The 13,736-nt window shown below is 74.5% G+C and carries 14 protein-coding genes; 6 read left to right on the top strand and 8 right to left on the bottom strand.

Features of this window, described 5'->3' with window-relative positions:
• Positions 1 to 84: 84 nt before the first annotated feature.
• The 4 genes from A6F73_RS22850 to msrB all read left to right on the top strand — a co-directional run bounded on the left by A6F73_RS22850 (position 85) and on the right by msrB (position 3,342).
• Complete coding sequence (locus tag A6F73_RS22850) at positions 85 to 852, top strand: pyrimidine reductase family protein (protein ID WP_063349494.1); 768 nt, start codon at positions 85 to 87, stop codon at positions 850 to 852.
• 66 nt (positions 853 to 918) lie between these two features.
• The gene (locus A6F73_RS22845) at positions 919 to 1,380 is read left to right on the top strand and encodes an indole-3-glycerol phosphate synthase (RefSeq protein WP_107452931.1); all 462 of its coding nucleotides are present in this window, start codon (positions 919 to 921) and stop codon (positions 1,378 to 1,380) included.
• 104 nt (positions 1,381 to 1,484) lie between these two features.
• Positions 1,485 to 2,915, top strand: coding sequence for a UDP-N-acetylmuramate--L-alanine ligase (gene murC / locus A6F73_RS22840; RefSeq protein ID WP_063349492.1), 1,431 nt, complete (start codon positions 1,485 to 1,487; stop codon positions 2,913 to 2,915).
• 22 nt (positions 2,916 to 2,937) lie between these two features.
• A complete protein-coding gene (gene msrB, locus A6F73_RS22835) occupies positions 2,938 to 3,342 on the top strand; it encodes a peptide-methionine (R)-S-oxide reductase MsrB (RefSeq protein WP_063349491.1) in 405 nt (134 codons plus the stop codon).
• A gap of 128 nt (positions 3,343 to 3,470) precedes the next feature.
• Here msrB and A6F73_RS22830 read toward each other — a convergent pair whose 3' ends face one another.
• The 8 genes from A6F73_RS22830 to A6F73_RS22795 all read right to left on the bottom strand — a co-directional run bounded on the left by A6F73_RS22830 (position 3,471) and on the right by A6F73_RS22795 (position 10,978).
• Positions 3,471 to 4,661 carry a cytochrome P450 gene (locus A6F73_RS22830; RefSeq protein WP_063349490.1) on the bottom strand — a complete coding sequence of 397 codons (1,191 nt, stop codon included), beginning with the start codon at positions 4,659 to 4,661 and terminating at the stop codon, positions 3,471 to 3,473.
• Positions 4,658 to 5,266: an ATP/GTP-binding protein gene (locus A6F73_RS22825; protein WP_079136330.1), complete on the bottom strand. Its 609-nt coding sequence runs from the start codon at positions 5,264 to 5,266 to the stop codon at positions 4,658 to 4,660. The genes A6F73_RS22830 and A6F73_RS22825 overlap by 4 nt, the downstream gene beginning before the upstream one ends.
• 55 nt (positions 5,267 to 5,321) lie before the next feature.
• Positions 5,322 to 5,675, bottom strand: coding sequence for a DUF742 domain-containing protein (locus tag A6F73_RS22820; RefSeq protein WP_063349488.1), 354 nt, complete (start codon positions 5,673 to 5,675; stop codon positions 5,322 to 5,324).
• Entirely contained in the window at positions 5,672 to 6,103 is a 432-nt protein-coding gene (locus tag A6F73_RS22815) for a roadblock/LC7 domain-containing protein (RefSeq protein WP_063349487.1), read from the bottom strand. Before A6F73_RS22815 ends, A6F73_RS22820 begins: the two co-directional genes overlap by 4 nt.
• Positions 6,100 to 7,911: an ATP-binding protein gene (locus A6F73_RS22810; RefSeq protein WP_063349486.1), complete on the bottom strand. Its 1,812-nt coding sequence runs from the start codon at positions 7,909 to 7,911 to the stop codon at positions 6,100 to 6,102. Before A6F73_RS22810 ends, A6F73_RS22815 begins: the two co-directional genes overlap by 4 nt.
• Positions 7,912 to 8,002: 91 nt before the next feature.
• Positions 8,003 to 9,016: an MBL fold metallo-hydrolase gene (locus A6F73_RS22805; RefSeq protein ID WP_063349485.1), complete on the bottom strand. Its 1,014-nt coding sequence runs from the start codon at positions 9,014 to 9,016 to the stop codon at positions 8,003 to 8,005.
• Between the two features lie 121 nt (positions 9,017 to 9,137).
• Positions 9,138 to 9,941, bottom strand: a complete 804-nt coding sequence (locus A6F73_RS22800) for a hypothetical protein (protein WP_063349484.1) — start codon at positions 9,939 to 9,941, stop codon at positions 9,138 to 9,140.
• Positions 9,942 to 10,057: 116 nt separating this feature from the next.
• A complete protein-coding gene (locus A6F73_RS22795; RefSeq protein ID WP_063349483.1) occupies positions 10,058 to 10,978 on the bottom strand; it encodes a GNAT family N-acetyltransferase in 921 nt (306 codons plus the stop codon).
• A 268-nt stretch (positions 10,979 to 11,246) separates the two neighbouring features.
• Here A6F73_RS22795 and A6F73_RS22790 point away from each other — a divergent pair, with 268 nt between their 5' ends.
• Positions 11,247 to 12,560: a DUF692 domain-containing protein gene (locus A6F73_RS22790; RefSeq protein ID WP_063349482.1), complete on the top strand. Its 1,314-nt coding sequence runs from the start codon at positions 11,247 to 11,249 to the stop codon at positions 12,558 to 12,560.
• 73 nt (positions 12,561 to 12,633) lie between these two features.
• A complete protein-coding gene (locus A6F73_RS42550; protein ID WP_063349481.1) occupies positions 12,634 to 13,731 on the top strand; it encodes a TIGR04222 domain-containing membrane protein in 1,098 nt (365 codons plus the stop codon).
• Positions 13,732 to 13,736 lie beyond the last annotated feature (5 nt).

Here is a 13,736-nt window from a genome sequence, read left to right as displayed (position 1 = left end):
GGGGCGGGGGGCTGCTGGCACGTTAGTAGAGGGTACGCCTGGTGCAGAGCGCCTCGGGACGGCGGCCGGTGGAAGACTGAGGGCATGCAACAGTTGATCAGCCCGCTGGGCGAGCCGGTCGCCGACCCGGCCTCGCTGGAGTCGCTCGCCGCCGTCTACGCGTACCCCGACCAGGTGAATCGGGGGCGGCCCTGGCTGCGCGCCAACATGGTGGCCGGTCTGGACGGCGGGGCGAGGCTGGAGGGCCTCTCGGAGGGCCTGTCCGGGGACGCCGACAAGCGGATCTTCGGTGTGCTGCGCGCGCTGTCGGACGTGGTGCTGGTGGGCGCGGAGACGGTCCGCGCGGAGGGCTACCGGCCGGCCCGGACCCGGGCCGAGTTCGCGGCGGCGCGGGCGGCGGCCGGGCAGGCCCCGGCTCCGGCGATCGCGATCGTGAGCCGCTCGCTGACCCTGGACCTGACCGCGCCGCTGTTCACCGCCCCGCTGGTCAGGACGGTGGTGATCACCACCGCGGACGCGCCCGAGGAGCGCCGCCGGGCGGTCGCCGAGGTGGCCGACCTGGTGCTCGCCGGGGAGGGGTCGGTGGACCTGCGGGCAGGCGTGTCGGCGCTGGCGGAGCGGGGCTGGACGCGGTTGCTGAGCGAGGGCGGCCCGCGGCTGCTGGGACAGCTGGCGGCGGCGGGTCTGCTGGACGAGTTGTGCCTGTCGCTGGCTCCGCTGATCACGGGCGGCGACGCGCCGCGCATCATCCGCGATGCGCAAATGCCTGACGTGCAGCGGATGCGGCTGGTCTCATTGATCGAGCAGAAAGGATTCCTCTTCACCCGCTACCTGCGTCCGCCGACCCCGTGACCGACGGGTCGTGATCCCGTTAATGCGATGCCGGGGCCCGGGGGCCGGCCACTGGAAGGGACTCACGTGTTCAAGACGGTACTGATGATCGAAAAGGCTCTCTCCGACGCGGACGTGGAACTCGTCACCACGCTCCACAGCGACGAGAAGGTCTCCTTCGTCGTCCTGATGCAGCCGCGCGGCAAGCAGGACGAGCTGCTGCGGGCGCTGGACGACGTGGCGCTCGGCCACCTCGACAAGGTGGTGCACGAGCACGACGAGTCCGAGTCCGGGCCGACCGTGGCCACCGAGTCGCTCGAACACAGCCTGCGCCACCTGCGCGCGGCCGGGGCCGAGGCGGTCGGCGAGCTGGTCGAGGAGAAGCCGCTGGACCGGCTGCGGACGGCGGTCGAGGAGCACCGCGCGGACGAGGTGGTGGTGCTCACCTCACCGCACTTCGTGGAGGAGTTCTTCCACCGCGACTGGGCCTCCCAGGCCCGGCACAAGGTGGGGGTCCCGGTGCTGCGGCTGTTCGCCAGCGACTCCTAGGGATCCCGGCCGGTGGTGCAGAATCGTCCTTGCGGTCCGCCCGCGAGGACGATTCCCCATCCCGTCCGCCCGACCATTCCGCCCCCGCCCTACGGAGCCCCGCCTTGAACGACGCCGCGCACGACCTGCACGCCCCGCACTTCATCGGCATCGGCGGCGCCGGGATGTCCGGCCTGGCGAAGATCCTCGCGGTGCGCGGCGCCAGCGTCTCCGGCAGCGACTCCAAGGAGTCCGAGACCGTCCTCGCGCTGCGCGCCCTCGGCGCGACCGTGCACGTCGGCCACGCCGCCGAGCACGTGCCGGACGGCACCAGCAGCGTGGTGGTCTCCAGCGCGATCCGCGCCGACAACCCGGAGCTGGCCGCCGCCCACGAGCGCGGCATCCCGGTGGTGCACCGCTCCGACGCGCTGGCCGCCCTGATGGGCGGCCGCCGGGCGCTGGCGGTGGCCGGCACCCACGGCAAGACCACCACCACCAGCATGCTCGCCGTCGCCCTCGGCGAGCTGGGCCTGGACCCGTCCTACGCGATCGGCGGCGACCTCGACACGCCCGGCTCCAACGCCCACCACGGCGCCGGCGAGATCTTCGTCGCCGAGGCCGACGAGAGCGACCGCAGCTTCCACAAGTACGCGCCCGAGGTGGCGATCGTGCTCAACGTGGAGCTGGACCACCACGCCAACTACGCCTCGATCGAGGAGATCTACGAGTCCTTCGAGACCTTCGTCGGCCGGATCACCCCCGGCGGCACCCTGGTGGTCTCCGCCGACCACGACGGCGCCCGCGAGCTGACCGCCCGGGTGGCCGGCCGCGAGGGCCTCACCGTGGTGACCGTCGGCGCCGCCGAGGACGCCGACGTCCGGGTCCGCTCGGTGGTCGCCCGCGGCATGACCAGCGAGGTCACCGTCGAGCTGGACGGCGCCGAGCTGTCCTTCACCGTCTCGGTGCCCGGCCGGCACTACGCGCACAACGCGGTCTCCGCGCTGGCCGCCGGCGTCGCGCTGGGCGTCCCGGCCGCCGACCTGGCCAAGGCCCTCGGCGCCTACACCGGCGTGCGGCGCCGCCTCCAGCTCAAGGGCGAGGCCGGCGGCGTCCAGGTGATCGACTCCTACGCCCACCACCCCACCGAGATGACCGCCGACCTGGAGGCGATCCGGGAGGGTCTGGAGGGCGAGGGCCGGGTGCTGGTGGTCTTCCAGCCGCACCTGTTCAGCCGCACCCAGCAGCTCGCCGAGGAGATGGGCCAGGCCCTGGCGCTGGCCGACGCCTCGGTGGTGCTGGACATCTACCCGGCCCGCGAGGACCCGATCCCCGGCGTGACCAGCGAGCTGATCATCGACGCCGCCCACCGGGCCGGCGCCGACGTCACCGCCGAGCACTCCTTCGCCGCCGCCCCCGCCGTGCTGGCCGGCCTGGCCCGCCCCGGCGACCTGCTGCTCACCATGGGCGCCGGCGACGTCACCAACCTGGGCCCCGCCATCCTGGAGGAGATCCGGGGAAGCGTGCAGCACCTCTCGAACGTTGCCTCCAACGTCTGACGTACCCCGACCGGGAGCCGTGATGAGCTACGAGATCGAGAAGACCGAGGCCGAGTGGCGGGACGAGCTGAGCCCCGAGGAGTACCACGTGCTCCGCGAGGCGGGCACCGAGCGCCCGTTCACCGGTGAGTACACCGACACCAAGACCGTCGGCGTCTACGGCTGCCGGGCCTGCGGCGCGGAGCTGTTCAGCTCCGAGACCAAGTTCGACAGCCACTGCGGCTGGCCGTCGTACTACGCGCCGCTGGCCGGGGACCGGGTCCAGTACATCGAGGACACCACGCTCGGCATGCGCCGGGTCGAGGTGCGCTGCGCCCGCTGCGGCGGGCACCTGGGCCACGTCTTCGAGGGCGAGGGCTACGGCACGCCGACCGACCAGCGGTACTGCATCAACAGCGTCTCGCTGACGCTGAAGCCGGCCGAGTAGCGCCGGCCGGTCGCGCCGCGAGGGCCCGGGTTTCCGTACGGACGGACACCCGGGCCCTCGTCCGTCCCGGCCGCCAGGGCCCGAACCGCTCGGACCGCTCGGGTTCGGACCACTCAGAGCACCGGGGCTCAGGCCGTCGGGGCGAAGCGGACCGGGAGGTGGACCAGGGCCCGGTGGAACGGGCCGGGGCGCCAGAGCAGGTCCTCGGCCGGGGTGGCCAGTTCCAGGTCGCTGAGCCGGCTGGTCAGCTGCTCGATCGCGGTGATCGCGATCAGCAGCGCCGGGTCACGGGCCGGGCAGCCGTGCGGGCCGGCCGCCCAGGCCAGGTGGGCGCTCTCGCCGCTGCGCAGCTCGGTGCCGTCGGTGGGCGGCGCGGCCTGCGAGTTGGCGGCCGCGTAGGAGACCAGCACCAGGGTGCCGGCCGGGATCTCCCGGCCGTGGAAGGTGATGTCGTAGCGCGGGTAGTGGGCGGAGAGGTTGGCCAGCGGCGGCTCGTGCCAGAGCACCTCGTCGATCGCCTGGTAGGCGGTCATCGCGCCGCCGATGAGGGAGCCGGCGTAGCGGGCGTCGGTGAGCAGGCGCAGCAGGGCGTTGCCGATCAGGTTGGTGGTCGGCTCGTGCCCGGCGATCATGGTGAGGGTGATCTGCCGGATCACCTCGTCGTCCTCCAGCCCGGCCGGGTGGGTGACGAACCAGGAGGTGAGGTCGTGCCGGGGCCGCTCGCGCCGCTCGGCGACCATGGCGGTGACCACCGCGACGAGGTCCCCGTACGCGACGACGGCCTTCTCGGTGGACTCGATCATCCCGGCGATCCCGGCGACCAGCCGGGCGCTGTGCTCCTCGGGCACACCGAACCAGGTGGTGAGGACGAAGGCCGGCAGCTGGCGGGCGTACTCGGCGATCAGGTCGGCGGTGCCGGCCGCCTCGAAGCGGTCGACCAGTTGGTGGGCGACCTCGGCGACCCGGCGCTGGAGCCGGTGCGGTTCGAGCAGGGCGAGGCCGTCGGTGATCACCGCGCGGTAGCGCGCGTGGACCTCGCCGTCGCTGAACAGGGCGGTCGGGCGGTAGCCGAGCACCGGCAGCAGCGGGTTGTCGGGGGCGACGGTGCGCTGCCAGGCGCGGGAGTCCTTGGAGAAGGTGTCGGTGTCGCGCAGCAGGTCCAGGGCGGCCTGGTAGTCGGTGACCAGCAGGGCCTCGACGCCGGGCGCGATCTCCACCGGGGCGACGGCGCCGTAGCGGCGCAGCCGGTCGTAGACCAGTTGCGGGTCGGCGGCGAAGACCGGGCCGTAGATCGGGGTCGGGCGGGTGTCGGTGGTCACGGGCGTTCCTCGGCGGCGGAGGCGGCAGGGACGGTCGCTACCTGGTCTACGGGGTCGGGGGCGTTCGCGGGGGCGGCGGGCAGGCCGTCGAGGACGTGCTCGGCCAGCGCGATCAGCGCGTCCAGGCTGGCGCCGCGCTCGCGGGCGTCGCAGAGCAGCAGCGGGGTGGTGGGGTGCAGGTCCAGGTGGGCGCGCAGCACCTCGATCGAGTGGACCGGCGCGTCCGGGAAGCAGTTGACGGCGACGGCGTAGGGCAGGCCCTGCTCCTCGACCATGTCCATGATCTCGAAGGAGTCGGCGAGCCGGCGGGTGTCGGCGAGCACCAGCGCGCCGAGGGCGCCGCGGGCGATGTCCTGCCAGAGCGGGAAGAAGCGGCGCTGGCCGGGGGTGCCGAACATGTAGAGCACGAGGTTGCCGGGCAGGGTCAGCCGGCCGAAGTCGACGGCGACCGTGGTGGTGGCCTTCTCGGGCAGGCCGGCCAGGTCGTCCACCGGCCGTCCGGTCTCGGTCATCGCCTCCTCGGTGTGCAGGGTGGCGATCTCGGAGAGGGTGCGGATGAGCGTCGTCTTGCCGACCCCGAACGGGCCGGCCACCACCAGCTTCATCAGCGTCTGGTCCCGGTCGGGCAGGTAGCCCACCCGGCTCGGCCGGTCGGCCGGGCTACCGGAGCGCACGGAGTCCAACGAGGAGCCTCTCGACGATGGAGCGGTCGGTCTGCTGGGCGCGCGGGATCGGCGCGCGGGCGCGCAGGCAGCCCGCCTCGACCAGATCGGCCGCGAGGAAGACGGTGGCGCTGACCGGCAGGCACAGGTGCGCGGCGGCCTCCACCACGGTCAGCGCGCCGGGGCGCAGCAGTTCCCAGAGCCGCTGGTGTTCGGGTTCCAGCTCGCGGGGCGGTTCGGTGCGGTCCGCGAACAGCACGGTGAGCCGGTCGAAGCCGGCGGTGCCGGGGCGGCTGCGGCCGCCGGTGGCCAGGTAGGCGGGCACCATCCGCCTGCGGGGTACGGCGGTCATGATCGGACGGTGGTGTCCTGCTGCCGGGTCGGACTCGCGAGGGCACGGCCCAGGGCGGCGACCTGCACCTGCATCTGGTAGGCCACGTTGCCGAGTTGGGCCTCCGGGGAGGTGAACACGGCGAGCGAGGTGTTCTCCCCGGCCGGGACGACGACGGCGTAGCCGAGGTCGGACTCGACGACGGTCTGGGCCAGCCGGGGCCGTTCGGTGTCGGTGAAGGCGCTGGTGAACGCTCGGGCGGCGGCGTGCACGGTGGCGGTCATCGCGGCGACCCGCTCGGCGGAGGCGCGGTCGAGCCCGTCGGAGGCTCCCTCGACGAGGCCGTCACCGGTGGCGATGACCGCGTGCAGCACCCCCGGCAGCTCCAGCAGCGGGGTCAGCACCCACGAGATCTCGTCGGTGGTGGTCGGGCTGGGCGTGCTGGTCACTGCTCGGCTCCTTCGGGGGTCGGGGCGGGCGGACGGACGGTGGTGCGGGCACCGGTGTCGCGGGCGGCCGCGGTCGGGCCGCTCCCGCCGGTCGGGCTGGATTCGCTGGCCGGGCTGGTCCCGCGGGCGGCCTGTGCCACGGCGGCGCGGCCGGAGTCGGTGCCCTCCTGGAGCGCCTGCCAGTGGGCGGCGGCGCGCTCGGGCGTCCGCTCGGGGGCCCGGGCGGGCGGCTCGGCCGGTACGGCGGACGGCCTGGCGGCGGGCTCGGGGGCGCCGGGGCCGTCGGCGGTGACCGGTCGGCGGCGCCGCCGGCTGGGCAGGCCGGTGCCGTCGTCGACCGGGTCGGCGGGGCCGGCCGGCGCGTCGGGCACCGCGTGGATGGCGGGCGCGGGGTGCGGGCCCGGCTGGTTGTGCCGGTCGGCGAGCGGGGGCGGCCCGTCGCCCTCGTCGGCGTCGCGCATCGGCGGGACGGCCTGGACGGTGGGCGCGGGGGCCGGGCCGGCGCCGGCCCGCAGCGGCAGCGGGGTGAGCACCGACAGCGGCTGCTCGTCGTCGACGACGGTCACCAGCGCGGCCGGGATGCGCAGGATGGTGCGCATCCCGCCGTACGGCGAGGGCTCGATGTGGCAGGAGAAGCCGTACTGGCGGGCCAGTTTGCCGATCACCGCGAAGCCGGTCTTGGGCGGGTTGCCGAGTTCGGTGAGCAGGACGTCGGGCGGGCCGGCCAGCAGTCGGCGGGCCCGGCGCAGCTGGTCGTCGTCCATGCCGATGCCGCTGTCGTCGATGATCACCAGCGCGCCGCGGCCGCCCTGCTGGACGGTGACCGGGATGTCGGTCTCCGGGTGCGAGTAGGCGGAGGCGTTGGCGAGGAGTTCGGCGACGGTGATGGCCAGCGGCTCGGCGGCCCGGGCGACCACGGCGAGCCGCTGCTCGCGCAGGTGGTTGGCGACCTTGATCCGGGCGTAGCCGGGCACCCGGGAGAGCGCGCCGACCACCACTTCGGCGAGCGGCGAGTCGGTGCGGGCCAGGCCGGGCCAGGCTTCGCAGAGCACGGCGACGGTCTGGATCCGGCGCAGCGCGACCTCGTTGCGGAAGTCGACCTCCAGCAGCCGGGGGTCGTCGTTGTCGTGCTGGAGCTGCTGGACCAGGCTCTGGATCTGGTAGAGCAGCGTCTGGATCCGGGAGGTGGCGCCGCGCATGGCGGCGCGGGCGGCGGCGTCGACGCGTTCGCGCTCGTCGGTGAGGGCGGCGGAGGCGGCGTCCAGGACGGACTGCAGCGCCCGGACGGCCTCGGGGCCGACGGCCTGCGAGTCCAGCGGGCCGACCAGCGGGGCATTGACGTGGCTGAGCCGGACGGCGGTGGCGGCCACCCGTTCCTGGGCGAGGTGGCCGATCTCGGCGAGCAGGGCGGCGGTGTGCTCCTCGGCGACGGTGAGCCGCCGTTCGGCCTCCCCGGCCCGGGTGCTCGCGGCGGCGGCCCGCTGGTCGGTCTCCCGGGTGGCGTCCTCGGCGGTGCGGGCGCGGCTCTCGGCCTCCCGGGTGCGCTCCTCGGCGGCCCGGTAGCGGCTCTCGGCGTGGTGGGTCTCCTCGGTGGCGCGCCGGGCGGCCTCCTGCGCCTCGCGCAGTTGCTGCTCGGCGCGGGCCAGCCGGCCTTCGGCGGCGCGGGCGCGTTCCTCGCCGTGGCCGCGGGCGGTCTCGGCGGCGACCGCCCGGGTGAGGGCCCGGGCCCGGCCGCGGGCGAGCACGCCCGCCGTCGCGGCGGCGACCAGCGCCAGGGCGATCAGCGCAATCTGCGCGATCTGCGTCATCGAAGTCCTCGGGAGTCCTCTGGGGGTCCTGGCTGGTCGGCTGCTGCCGGGCCGGGGGCCGGTGGTGGTCCGGCCGGGGCGCGGCGGGCGGTCAGTCCCGGGCGGCGGCGCGCGGGCGCGGGCTGCGGGCGGCGTCCTCGGAGAGTTCGCGGGCCACCTGGGCGACCTGGCCCATGGCCTCCAGGACGTTCGGCACCTCGGTGCCGTCCAGGTGCCGGTACTCGGCGGCGACGGTGAGCACCAGCCGCTCGGGCAGGCCGAGTTCGGGGTGGCGCTGCTCGGCGATCACCCGTCGGGCGGCGTCCAGCGCGGGGATCCCGGCGGTGTGCAGGGCGTGCGCGCGCTCCCGGACGTACGTCAGGTAGGCGATGTGGTGGCGGACGCCGTCGCGGTCGAGCACGGGGCCGTGGCCGGGGACGAAGATCTCGGCGCCGGTGGCCAGGATCCGCTCGCAGGCGGTGATCACGTTCTCCAGCGGGCCGGCCCAGTGCACCGGGTGGTCGCCGGGGTACTCGGGGGTCGAGCCGAAGATCACGTCGCCGGTGAAGACGGCGCGCTGGTACGGGAGGTGGACGATCAGGTCGCCGCTGGTGTGGGCGGCGGGCAGGCCGGTCACCTGCACCGGGTACTCCCCCACCCGCAGTTCCAGCTCGCCGGTGAAGACGGTGTCCGGGTGCACGGGGTCGGTGGCGGACCAGTCGAACCGTCCGAAGTGCTCTCTGAGGTAGCCGCCGAGCGGGGAGTCCGGGTCGCCGCCGACGACGAGGGCGTGCTGCTGCTGCGGGGTGGGCTCGTAGTGGATGTGCTCCAGCGCCTCGCGGGTGGAGATCACCTCGGCGTCCGGGACGACTCCGGCGCCCCACAGGTGGTCGCCGTTGGCGTGGGTGACGATCACCCGGTCGACCTCGACCCCGGCCGGCAGCAGGCGGCGGCTGGCGGCGAGGAACTCCCCGGCCAGGGTGGGGTCGTAGGGGGTGTCGATCCAGAGCGCGGTCTTCGCCGAGGCCAGCAGTCCGCAGTTGGCCAGGCCCCAGCCCCGCTTCGGGGGGAGCCACACGTACAGGTCCTCGGCAATCGCGCTCACGTTCGCACGGTTGATCGTCATGTGCGCGATTATGCCCAAAGCGTGTCAGGGGCGGGGCAAAACCTGTACGGCCGCCAGGAGTTACTGCCCCAGACTCTCCCGAGCTGTCCGGTTTCGCCCCCTGTGGTCGAGACCAATCGTCTCAACCGTCGGGACGACCCGTGGACACCTCGCCCCGGAATCCCGACGGGACGTCGGACCGGGGCGCGGGCAGGGTGCGGCAGACCTCGACCGTGACGTCGACGGTGTCCAGGCCTATCACCCGCCCCTCCACCGCGACGAATCCTTTCTCCCCCGAGCGGAAGAGCGCCGCCAGCGGGGAGTTGCGGCTCGCCGCGGTCAACGCCTCCACCGCCATCGCGGAGCCGAAGGCGAACACCCCGCAGAGCACGACGCAGGGCGCCTGCCGGGGCGTGCGGGTCACGAAGATGAAGCCGTGGTCGCGGATCAGCTCCCCGGCCGGGTTGTACAGCGCCTCGAAGGTCATTGCGCCCCACCGGGCACGGGCCTCGTCCGGGTACTCGATGGCGAAATCCGGGAACACCGCGTCCAGCACGCCGCCGGAATAGGAGTTGACGCTCGGGCCCCCGATCGAGAACGTCGGCATCCGCGGATCCTGCGCGCCGGCCACCACCAGCTCGATCGTCGCCTTCCGGTTGACCTTCCGCAGCAGGTCGGTGAGCCCCGCTATCGCCCTGGCCTCGGCCATCGGCATGAACAGCACGTTCTTCGGCCCGCGGCTGGTCAGCTGGCAGCCGTCCGTGGTGAAGGCGAACTCCGCGACCTCGATGCTCGGCGTGATGATCTGCACCCGGCTGTACGGCGCCAGCAGCGCCCGCAGGAAGCCGTAGCGCAGGAACAGTCTGGTCCGGGCGAGGGAGCGGGCCGCGAGGAAGCCGATCACGGCCGGAACCGATGCGATGAACACCTGGAGCAGGATCTCCATATCATCCCCACGGAGAAAGACTCGACCACGAACTGTGTGCCCTGGTTAAGTCCCCTCCGTGGCCGGAAATACCCCCCTCGCGGCAATTCCGACCGTCAGGATTGCCGCACCCAGCGTCACTTCAAGCGCTTGATCCCCTTGCGCTCCCCGGCGCACCGCTCGTACCCCAGCCACGCGTTGATCGCGAGCATCGGCGCATTGGTCTCGTCGTTGGAGGTGTACGCGCGCCGGTAGCCCGCCCCGGCCGCCAGGCGCAGCGACTCCAGCTTGGCCAGCTTGCTCAGCCCGCGCCCGCGGAACCCCCGGCGGCAGGCGGTGAACGCGGACCAGTAGCGGTCCACCCCGTCGGTCTGCGCCATGCTGAACGCGGCCGGTTCGCCGTCCACCACGGCGACGACGGTCAGTGCCCGGTCCAGGTCCGGCCGGGCCCAATCGCCCCGCAGCCAGTCCTCGTACTCCAGGGCGTCCATCGGCACCTCGCCGGGCTCGTCCCGGACGGCGTCCGCCTCGACCAGGAACAGTGGGCGCGGGTCGGCCGCCCAGTCGGCGGCCGGGCGCAGCTCGACGCCAGCCGGCCGTACGGGCGCCTGCGGCAGCGGCAGCGCCAAGTCCCGTCCGCCGAACTGCGCCGCGCGCCCGAGCTCGTAGCCCCGGGCGGCGGCGAAGGCCAGCGAGGCGGGCTCGTCGTCCAGCCAGGTGTGCAGCTCGCTCACCCCGTGCCCGGCCAGGTGCCGTTCGGCCGCGGCCAGCAGCGCGGTGGCCGCGCCGCGCCGCCGGAACCGCGGCAGCACGCTGCCGTTGGCGTACCCGACGCCGGCGGTCGTCGTCCCGAGCACCGCCGCACAGCGCACCGCGCCGACCACCCGGCCGTCCAGCTCGGCGACGAAGGTGCGGAAGTGCTCGCCCGGGCTCTGCCGGCCGTTCATCCAGAGCAGGGCCTCGGAGGTCATCACCAGGTGCTCGCGCCCGGCCCGGTGGGCGGCGGCCACGGCCTCGGCGTCGTCGGGGCGGAAGTCACGGATCGTCAAAGAAGTCATGGGTTCCCACGCTAGCCCCGCCCGCCCGTCCGGCGCCTGCGAATTTTCCCTCGCCGGTGCGCCTCACCTGCGGCAACGGCCCCGGCTCGGGACCAAAGTCCCTCACCCCCGCGGCGGCAAGCTCAAATAATGCTCTGAGAAGACCGGGCGGGGCTTGGCAGCCGCCCCACCCGGGGACATCCTCAGCAACACGGCCGCGCGGTCCTGGCGACGAAGCCCGCACCACCCGACGGCCTCCCCACCCGGCCCTCCGAAAGGGGGCGAACCGATGACCTCCCCTGCCCTGGACCTGCCCGGCTCCGCCACCCCGGCGCGGGGCGGCGCACCCCGCCTCGGCGTCGGCCTCGGCTGGCGCAGCGAGATCGACACCGTCGTCGAACGCCAACCCGGCCTGGACTGGGTCGAGGTGGTCGCCGAGAACATCTGCGCCGACCACCTGCCCGAGTCCCTGAAGGTCCTGCGCGCCCGCGGCGTCACCGTCATCCCGCACGGCGTGGCGCTCGGCCTCGGCGGCGCCGACCTGCCCGACCCCGCCCGGCTCGCCAAGCTCGCCGGGGCGGCGCTCGCCCTCGGCTCCCCGCTGGTCACCGAGCACCTGGCGTTCGTCCGGGCCGGCGGCCTGGAGGCCGGCCACCTGCTGCCCGTCCCCCGCACCCGGGACTCGCTGCGGGTGATCGCCGAGAACGTCCGGATCGCCCAGGACCACCTCCCGGTGCCGCTCGCGCTGGAGAACATCGCCGCCCAGCTGGCCTGGCCCGACGACGAGCTGACCGAGGGGCAGTTCCTCGCCGAACTGGTCGAGCGGACCGGCGTCCGGCTGCTGATCGACGTCGCCAACCTGCACACCAACCGGGTCAACCTCGGCATCGACCCGGCCGCCGAACTGGACCGCCTGCCGCTGGAGGCGCTCGCCTACGTCCACGTCGCCGGCGGCACCCTGGTCGACGGCGTCTGGCACGACACCCACGCCCACCCCGTCACCGAACCGGTGCTGGAGGTCCTGGCCGAACTCTGCGCACGGGTCGCACCACCCGGCGTCCTGCTGGAACGGGACGCCGCCTTCCCGCCGCCCAGCGAGCTGGCCGGCGAACTGGACGCCATCCGCCGGGTGCTGGAGGGGAGCACCCCGCGGACGGCCCCACCGGCCCCCCGCACCGAGCCCCGGGAGACCGCGGCGGGCGCGTGCCCGAGCGGCACCCGCGCCCGGCTGGCGCGGCGCCAGGAGGACCTGCTCGCCGCCCTGGTGGCCGGCGGGCCAGTCCCGCCCGGCTTCGACCCGGACCAGGTCCGCGCCCAGTCCACCGGCCTGGCCACCAAACGGCGGGACACCGTCGCCAAGGTGGCCCCCGAACTGCCCCGCCTGCTCGGCCGGCCGTACGGGCCGCTGTTCCTCGACTACGCCCGCCGGCACCCGCAGACCGGCGGCTACCGCACCGACGCCCGGGCCTTCGCCGCCTGGGCACTCGCCGACGGCGGCCCGCTCGCCGCCGACCACCGCCGGGCCCTGGAACAGTGGCTCCACCCGGCCACCGAGCGGCCGCCCGGCGCGTTCGCCCGCCTGCGCCGAGCCCTGCGGCACTGAGCAGGCACTGAGCAGGCGCTGAGCAGGCGCTGAGCACCCGTCTTCACCGCACACCTTCGGGGGGAACCCGCCCATGTGGCACAACACCTACTTCGTCATCCCCGCCGTCCTGCTGGTGGCGGCCTCGCTGTACGCGTCCCGGACCAAGCATCGGGTCGGCCACGTCACACACGTCCGGGGCCTGCCGGGCCGCGGCCTGCCGCTGATGGACACCGCCTTCCTGTCCGGCGGCCCCGGCCGGGTCTTCGACACCGCCCTGATCCGGATGCACCTCTCCGAGCGGGCCGTGATCAGCCGCGCCGGCCTGGTCACCCTCACCGGGCACAAGCCGTACGACGCCGTCGACCAGGCCGTCCTGGACGCCGTCGGCCCGGGCGGCAGCCGTGAACTCGCCCCGCTGCGCCGGGCCGTGATGCGCTCCGCCGCCGTGCAGGAGATCGGCAACCGGCTCGCCGACCGCGGCCTGATGCGCCGCCCCGAGCGGCTGCGGCGGGCCCGCACCGCCCGGCGGCTGCTCTGGCTCGCGCTGCTCGGCGTCGCCGTCTCGACCGTCCTCGCCCACGTGCTGGACGACGGCGGCGCCGGCTCCGACCGCCCCGCGCCGTGGGTCCCGGTGGTGCTCCTGGTCTTCGGCGGGATGAGCCTGCTCGTCACCTGGCCGGTCAAGGGCCGGATCACCCCGGCCGGGCGGCGCCAGCTCTCCCTGATGAAGGTCGGCACGCCGTGGACGCCGAGCGCCGGCCTGTCGCCGAAGACGACCGGCGGCGTGCTGCTGGGCGCCCTCGCGCTCGGCGGGCTGGCCGCCGCCGGGCTGGAGGACGACGAGCTGCAGTCCGCGATGCTGGCCGCGGCCGCCCAGGACGAGGCGATGAAGTCGGCCGCCGCGAGCTCCTACGCCGCCTCCTCCTCGACGGGCTCCTCCAGCAGCTTTCCCCCCAGCTCGTGCAGCTCGTCCGGGTCCTCCTGCGGGGGCTCCACGGCCTGGTGCGGCTCCTCCCACTCCGGCTCCTCCGGCTGCGGGGGAAGCAGCAGCAGCTGCGGATCCTCGTCCTCCAGCTGCGGCTCCGGCTCCAGCAGTTGCGGCTCCTCCTCGTCGAGCTGCGGGTCGTCCTCGTCCAGTTGCGGGTCGTCCTCGTCGAGCTGCGGTGGCGGCGGTGGCTGCGGCTCCTGACGTCA

The organism is Streptomyces sp. MJM8645 (assembly GCF_001625365.1).
Classification (GTDB): Bacteria; Actinomycetota; Actinomycetes; order Streptomycetales; family Streptomycetaceae; genus Kitasatospora.
This window is presented reverse-complemented; position numbering and strand designations above follow the sequence as displayed.